The sequence below is a fragment of the Pseudomonas sp. GZD-209 genome, from assembly GCF_049310485.1.
Lineage (GTDB): Bacteria > Pseudomonadota > Gammaproteobacteria > Pseudomonadales > Pseudomonadaceae > Aquipseudomonas > Aquipseudomonas sichuanensis.
Map to the genome: position 1 here is coordinate 1 of NZ_JBMOWQ010000081.1, position 7,078 is coordinate 7,078.

Sequence of the window (7,078 nt, forward strand, 5' to 3'; positions counted from 1 at the left end):
CCCCGCTCCACCACCCAAACCGGTGGGATTGTGTCCTCCCTGTGGTGGCCCCGGTACAGTCGTTTTTGTCATTCCGGTCCGCCCCTTACGAGGGCAACCACCTGGAGATTCAACGCAATGACCCAACCGATCGTCGTGGCGGCGCTGTACAAGTTCGTCACCCTGGAAGACTACCTCGAGCTGCGCGAGCCGCTGCTCAACGCCATGCTCGAGAACGGCGTCAAAGGCACCCTGCTGCTGGCCCATGAAGGCATCAACGGCACCGTGTCGGCCACCCGTGAAGGCATCGACGGGCTGCTGGCCTGGCTGCGCAACGACCCGCGCCTGGTGGACGTTGACCATAAAGAGTCGTACTGCGACGAGCAGCCGTTCTACCGCACCAAGGTCAAGCTCAAGAAAGAGATCGTCACCCTCGGCGTGCCGGGCGTGGACCCGAACAAGGCAGTGGGCACCTACGTCGATCCGAAAGACTGGAACGCCCTGATCAGCGACCCTGAAGTGCTGCTGATCGACACCCGCAACGACTACGAAGTAGCCATCGGCACCTTCAAGGGCGCCATCGACCCGAAGACCGAGACCTTCCGCGAGTTCCCCGAATACATCAAGGCCAACTTCGACCCCAGCAAGCACAAGAAGGTGGCCATGTTCTGCACCGGTGGCATCCGTTGCGAAAAAGCCTCGAGCTATATGCTCGGTGAGGGCTATGAAGCGGTCTATCATCTCAAGGGCGGTATCCTGAAATACTTCGAGGAAGTACCTCAGGAAGAAAGCCTGTGGGACGGCGACTGCTTCGTCTTCGACAACCGGGTCACCGTGCGTCATGACCTGAGCGAGGGCGAGTACGACCAGTGCCACGCTTGCCGCCACCCGGTCGATGCGCAGGACCGCGAGTCCGAGCACTATTCGCCAGGCGTGAGCTGCCCGCATTGCTGGGACAACCTGAGCGAGAAGACCCGGCGCAGCGCCATCGACCGCCAGAAACAGATCGAGCTGGCCAAGGCGCGCAACCAGCCGCACCCGATCGGTTTCAACTACAAAGCCGAGGCCTGATGCATGTCCGCACGCCTGCTCTATGTGATGGACCCGATGTGCTCCTGGTGCTGGGGTTTCGCCCCGGTGGCCGAAGCGCTGATCGCCCAGGCGCGCGAGGCCGGTGTCAGCACCCGCCTGGTGCCGGGCGGGTTGCGTACCGGCGGCAGCGCCCTGGACGCCTCGACCCGCAAGTACATCCTCGAGCATTGGCAGGCGGTGCATGACGCCACCGGGCAACCGTTCCGTTTTGAAGGCGCGATGCCGGACGGTTTCGTCTACGACACCGAGCCTGCCTGTCGCGCCCTGGTTGCGGCGCGTGAGCTGGACGAGCAGCGCGCCTGGCATCTGCTCAAGCTGATCCAGGCGTCGTTCTACGAGCAGGGCGTGGACGTCACCCGCGCCCCGCAACTGGTCGAGCTGGCTGAACAGGCCGGGTTCGACCGGGAGGCGTTCTCCCTGCGCTTCGCCAGCCACGACACCCGCACTGCCACCACGGCCGATTTCGCCTGGGTGCAGGACCTGGGCATTGCCGGCTTCCCCACGCTGCTGGCCGAGCGCAACGGCCAGCTGGCCCTGCTGACCAACGGCTATCAGCCGCTGCAGAGCCTGCAACCCTTGCTCGGCCGCTGGCTGCAGCAGGCCGTTTGTGCTTGACCTGCCCGGGTCGCCAGACCCGGTACCTGGGAAGCCCCCCGCTGTGCCCGATCGCTTGAGCTGGGCGGAAATCCGCCGCCTGGCCCTGCACCACAAGAAAGCCCTGTGGAGCGCCAACCTGGTGGCCGTGTTCGCCGCCCTGTGCAGTGTGCCGATCCCCTTGCTGCTGCCGCTGCTGGTGGACGAAGTGTTGCTGGGGCATGGCGATGCCGCGCTCAAATGGATGAACCACCTGCTGCCCAGCAACTGGCAGGTGGCCGCCGGTTATATCGGCCTGATGCTCTGCGCCACGCTGACCCTGCGCCTGGCCGCGCTGGCCTTCAACGTGGTCCAGGCCAAGCTGTTCGCGGGCCTGGCCAAGGATATCGTCTACCGCCTGCGCATCCGCCTGATCGAGCGGCTCAAGCGTATCTCGCTGCAAGAGTATGAAAGCCTGGGCAGCGGCACGGTGACCACGCACCTGGTCACCGACCTGGATACCCTCGACAAGTTCGTCGGCGAAACCCTCAGCCGGTTCCTGGTGGCGGTGCTGACACTCACCGGCACGGCGGCGATCCTGATCTGGATGCACTGGCAGCTGGCGCTGCTGATCCTGTTGTTCAACCCGCTGGTGATCTACTTCACCGTGCAGTTGGGCAAACGCGTCAAGCACCTGAAAAAGCTCGAGAACGACAGCACTGCACGCTTCACCCAGGCGTTGACCGAAACCCTCGATGCCATCCAGGAGATCCGCGCCGGCAACCGCCAGGGCTATTTCCTCGGCCGCCTTGGCCTGCGGGCCCGCGAAGTGCGCGACTACGCCGTCGCTTCGCAGTGGAAAAGCGATGCCAGTGGCCGCGCCAGCGGGCTCTTGTTCCAGTTCGGCATCGATATCTTCCGTGCCGCCGCCATGCTCACCGTGCTGTTCTCCGATCTGTCCATCGGCCAGATGCTGGCGGTGTTCAGCTACCTGTGGTTCATGATCGGCCCGGTGGAGCAATTGCTGAACCTGCAGTACGCCTACTACGCCGCAGGCGGCGCCCTGAGCCGGCTCAACGAGTTGCTGGCGCGTGCCGACGAGCCGCAGTACCCGGCGGCCAGCGACCCGTTCGCCGGGCGTGAGACCGTGGGGATCGAGGTGCGTGACCTGCGTTTTGCCTATGCCGAAGAACCGGTGCTGGACCAGTTGAACCTGTCCATCGCCCCGGGTGAGAAGGTGGCGATCGTCGGCGCCAGTGGGGGTGGCAAGAGCACCCTGGTGCAACTGTTGCTGGGGCTGTACAGCGCCCAGGCCGGGACCATCCGCTTCGGTGGTGCCAGCCTGCAGGAAATCGGCCTGGAGACCTTGCGCGAGCACGTCGCGGTGGTGCTGCAGCACCCATCGCTGTTCAACGACAGCGTGCGTGCCAACCTGACCATGGGCCGCGACTGCAGCGACGACGCCTGCTGGCACGCGCTGCGCATCGCCCAGCTGGATGCCACCATCGCGGCACTCCCCCAGGGCCTGGACAGCGTGGTCGGCCGCTCCGGGGTGCGCCTGTCCGGCGGCCAGCGCCAGCGCCTGGCGATTGCGCGCATGGTGCTGGCCGAGCCCAAGGTGGTGATTCTCGACGAGGCCACCTCGGCGCTGGATGCCGCCACCGAGTACAACCTGCACCAGGCTTTGGCGCGTTTCCTCAGCGGGCGCACCACGCTGATCATCGCCCATCGACTGTCGGCGGTGAAACAGGCCGACCGGGTGCTGGTGTTCGATGGCGGGCATGTGGCCGAGGATGGCGACCACCAGCAACTGATCGCCGAAGGTGGCTTGTACGCCAAGCTGTACGGGCATCTGCAACAGACCTGAATCCGCTTCCCTGCAAGGCACTGAGCCTGTGGGAGCGGGTTTACCCGCGAATGCGCATGATCAGGCGCCGATGTTGCCTGGGCTGACGCCTTCGCGGGTAAACCCGCTCCCACAAAGGCCTGATTTGTCACATTCAAAAAGCACGCCGCGGGCATGGCAAATGGCCTACGCTGTGCTGTGTCTAGGTCGATTCGTGCCTTATCTGCCGCCGTGACAGGGACTACATGAAGGGAAATCGGACTCTCGAAGCGCCAAGGCTGCTGGGCATCATCTGGCCTTTCGTTGCCGTTGTGGTCTTCCAGGTGCTGCTGGGCAGCCTCAGCCTCTATGCGTTGTCCTCGGTACGTGCCTACGTGGCGGGGGAAAGCCTGTGGTCCAAGGCGCAGAAAGATGCCATCTACTACCTGAGCCTGTACGCCGACGACCGGCATCCGCTGACCTACCAGCGCTATCGTCAGGCCATTCTGGTGCCCCAGGGCGACCACAACCTGCGCCTGGCGCTCGACCAGCCGGAGCCAGACATCGCGGCCGCGCGCAAGGGCATCCTGCAGGGCGGCAACCACCCGGACGATGTCGCCCGGATCATCTGGTTCTACCGCAACTTTCGCAACATCAGCTACATGCAGACCGCCATCGACTACTGGGATATCGGCGACGACTACTTGCGCCAGCTCGATGTGCTGGCCGGTGAGATGCGCGAGGGCTTTGTCGGCGGCGCGGTCGACGCCGGCCAGGTGGCGCAATGGAGGGCTCGCATCGTCGCCATCAACGATGGCGTGACCCCGGCGGCCAAGGCCTTCAGCGATGCCCTGGGCGAGGGCTCGCGGGCGCTGCTCAAAGTGCTGATGCTCACCAACCTGATCACTGCGCTGTTCCTCATCGTCATGGCCTGGCTGCGCTCAAGCAAGCTGCTGGCCCAGCGTCAGGCGTTCGCCAGTGCCTTGCAGGAAGAGCGGGAGCGGGCGCAGGTCACCCTCGAGTCGATCGGCGATGCGGTGATCACCACCGACGTCGATGGCTGCATCACCTTCATGAATCCCGCTGCCGAGCAACTGACTCACTGGCAGGCCGCCCAGGCCGAGGGCCTGCCTCTGGCGGCGTTGTTCAGCCTGCTCGACGAGAACGCCGAGAAGGACAGCCGGACCCTGGTCGAGCAGGTGCTCAGCGGCAGCCTCAAGGGCAGCGACGAACATGCCCGGTTGATCCAGCGTCTGGATGGCAGCACGGTGTCCATCAACCTGGTGGGTTCGCCGATACTCACCGACGGCCAGGTCAGCGGCATCGTCGTGGTGCTCCACGACATGACCCAGGAGCGTCAATACATCGCCAACCTGTCCTGGCAGGCGACCCATGACGCCCTCACCGGGCTGGCCAACCGCCGCGAATTCGAATATCGCCTGGAGCAGGCGCTCAACACCCTGGTGCGCCAGGCGGGGCGCCATTCGTTGATGTTCCTCGACCTCGACCAGTTCAAGCTGGTCAACGACACCTCTGGGCATGCCGCCGGCGACGAGTTGCTGCGGCATATCTGCGCGGTGCTTCAGTCGGGCCTGCGTGAGGGGGACACCCTGGCGCGCCTGGGCGGCGACGAATTCGGCGTGCTGCTGGAGAACTGCCCGCCGGAGCAGGCCGAGCGCATTGCCGAGCAGTTGCGCCAGGTGGTGCAGAGCCTGCATTTTGTGTGGAAGGGCCGGCCATTCGTCACCACCGTGAGTATTGGCCTGGTGCATATCGCCCAGGCGCCGAGCACCCTGGAGGCGTCGCTGCGGGCTGCCGACATGGCCTGCTACATGGCCAAGGAGAAAGGCCGCAACCGGGTCCAGGTGTATCACGCCGACGACAGCGAGCTGTCCATGCGCTTTGGCGAGATGGCCTGGATCCAGCGCCTGCATGTGGCCCTGGAGGAGAACCGCTTCTGCCTGTACGCCCAGGAAATCGCCCCCCTGCAAGGGCAGGAAGGCCCTGGCCATATCGAGATCCTGCTGCGTCTGCACGATGAAAGTGGCCGCACCATCCTGCCCAACAGCTTCATCCCGGCGGCCGAGCGTTACGGGTTGATGACGGCCCTCGATCGCTGGGTGGTGCGCAGTGTGTTCCAGGTGATCCGCCAATGCCTGGACGAGGGGCGCGAAGGGCCGTTGGCCCTGTGCGCGATCAACCTGTCGGGGGCGAGCATCGGTGACGACAACTTCCTCGAATACCTGCAGCGGCTGTTTGGCGAGTTCGATATCCCGCCACGGCTCATCTGTTTTGAAATAACCGAGACCAGCGCAATTGCCAATCTTGGGAGCGCGATTCGATTCATCAATGAATTGAAAGGGCTGGGCTGCAAGTTCTCCCTCGATGACTTCTGCGCCGGGATGTCGTCATTCGCCTATTTGAAACATTTGCCAGTAGACTTCCTGAAGATCGACGGAAGTTTTGTCAAAGACATGCTCGACGATCCGATCAATCGGGCTATGGTTGAGGTGATCAATCACATCGGTCATGTGATGGGCAAGCGCACCATCGCCGAGTTCGTCGAGACGCCGTTGATCGAACAGGCTTTGCAGGAAATCGGCGTGGATTACGCCCAGGGTTATCTCATCGAGCGGCCGCAGGTGTTCACCTGCGACAGCCTGCAGCGCCAACGGATTGCCGCGAGACCCCTGTTGCACCGGGCGCCGGGGACCTTTCGCTGAATACAGCCCGGGAATCACAGGGAATCAAGGAGCTGACAGTGATTGATTCATTCATAAGGATCGGACCCTTGATGGATCCGGCCAGTTATCCGGATTGGGCCCAGCAACTGATCGAGGACTGCCGCGAAAGCAAGCGCAGGGTGGTCGAGCACGAGTTCTACCAGCGCCTGCGCGACGGTCAGCTGCGCCCGGCGACCGTGCGCCAGTACCTGATCGGCGGTTGGCCGGTGGTCGAGCAGTTCTCGCTGTACATGGCTCACAACCTCACCAAGACCCGCTACGGGCGCCATGCCGGTGAAGACATGGCGCGGCGCTGGCTGATGCGCAATATCCGCGTCGAACTCAACCATGCCGACTACTGGGTGCACTGGTGCCAGGCCCACGGTATTCACCTGCACGAGTTGCAGGCGCAGGAAGTGCCGCCAGAGCTCAACGGCCTCAACGACTGGTGCTGGCGGGTCTGCGCCACCGAGTCACTGGCCATCGCCATGGCCGCCACCAACTACGCCATCGAAGGTGCCACGGGCGAGTGGTCGGCGGTGGTCTGCGCGAATGACACTTACGCCCAAGGTTTCCCCGACGAAACCCGCAAGCGCGCGATGAAGTGGCTGAAGATGCACGCCCAGTACGACGATGCGCACCCGTGGGAGGCGCTGGAGATCATCTGCACCCTGGCGGGAGAGAACCCTACGCTGGGGTTGCGCACCGAACTGCGCCGGGCGATCTGCAAGAGCTACGACTGCATGTTCCTGTTCCTGGAGCGTTGCATGCAGCTGGAAGGGCGTCAGCAAGGGCGGCTGCGCCCGGCCTTGGCGGCGGGCTGAAAGCATCGCGGGGGGGGGGCCTATTTCACACGCTTTTTTTGTGTGGGCGGGGGTTTTTCCCC

At 64.1% G+C, this 7,078-nt stretch carries 5 protein-coding genes; all 5 read left to right on the top strand.

The features are described 5' to 3' along the window. Positions 1-117: 117 nt before the first annotated feature. The 5 genes from ACO6VM_RS10875 to ACO6VM_RS10895 all read left to right on the top strand — a co-directional run bounded on the left by ACO6VM_RS10875 (position 118) and on the right by ACO6VM_RS10895 (position 7,016). The gene (locus ACO6VM_RS10875; protein WP_422403242.1) at positions 118-1,050 is read left to right on the top strand and encodes a rhodanese-related sulfurtransferase; all 933 of its coding nucleotides are present in this window, start codon (positions 118-120) and stop codon (positions 1,048-1,050) included. Between the two features lie 3 nt (positions 1,051-1,053). Then, entirely contained in the window at positions 1,054-1,686 is a 633-nt protein-coding gene (locus tag ACO6VM_RS10880) for a DsbA family protein (protein WP_401057713.1), read from the top strand. Then, the gene (locus ACO6VM_RS10885) at positions 1,679-3,511 is read left to right on the top strand and encodes an ABC transporter ATP-binding protein (RefSeq protein ID WP_401057714.1); all 1,833 of its coding nucleotides are present in this window, start codon (positions 1,679-1,681) and stop codon (positions 3,509-3,511) included. Before ACO6VM_RS10880 ends, ACO6VM_RS10885 begins: the two co-directional genes overlap by 8 nt. Before the next feature lie 224 nt (positions 3,512-3,735). Then, on the top strand, positions 3,736-6,192 hold the full coding sequence (locus ACO6VM_RS10890; RefSeq protein WP_401057715.1) for an EAL domain-containing protein: 2,457 nt from the start codon (positions 3,736-3,738) through the stop codon (positions 6,190-6,192). Positions 6,193-6,230: 38 nt separating this feature from the next. Next, positions 6,231-7,016, top strand: coding sequence for a TenA family transcriptional regulator (locus ACO6VM_RS10895; RefSeq protein WP_110992513.1), 786 nt, complete (start codon positions 6,231-6,233; stop codon positions 7,014-7,016). The last annotated feature ends 62 nt before the right edge of the window (positions 7,017-7,078 follow it).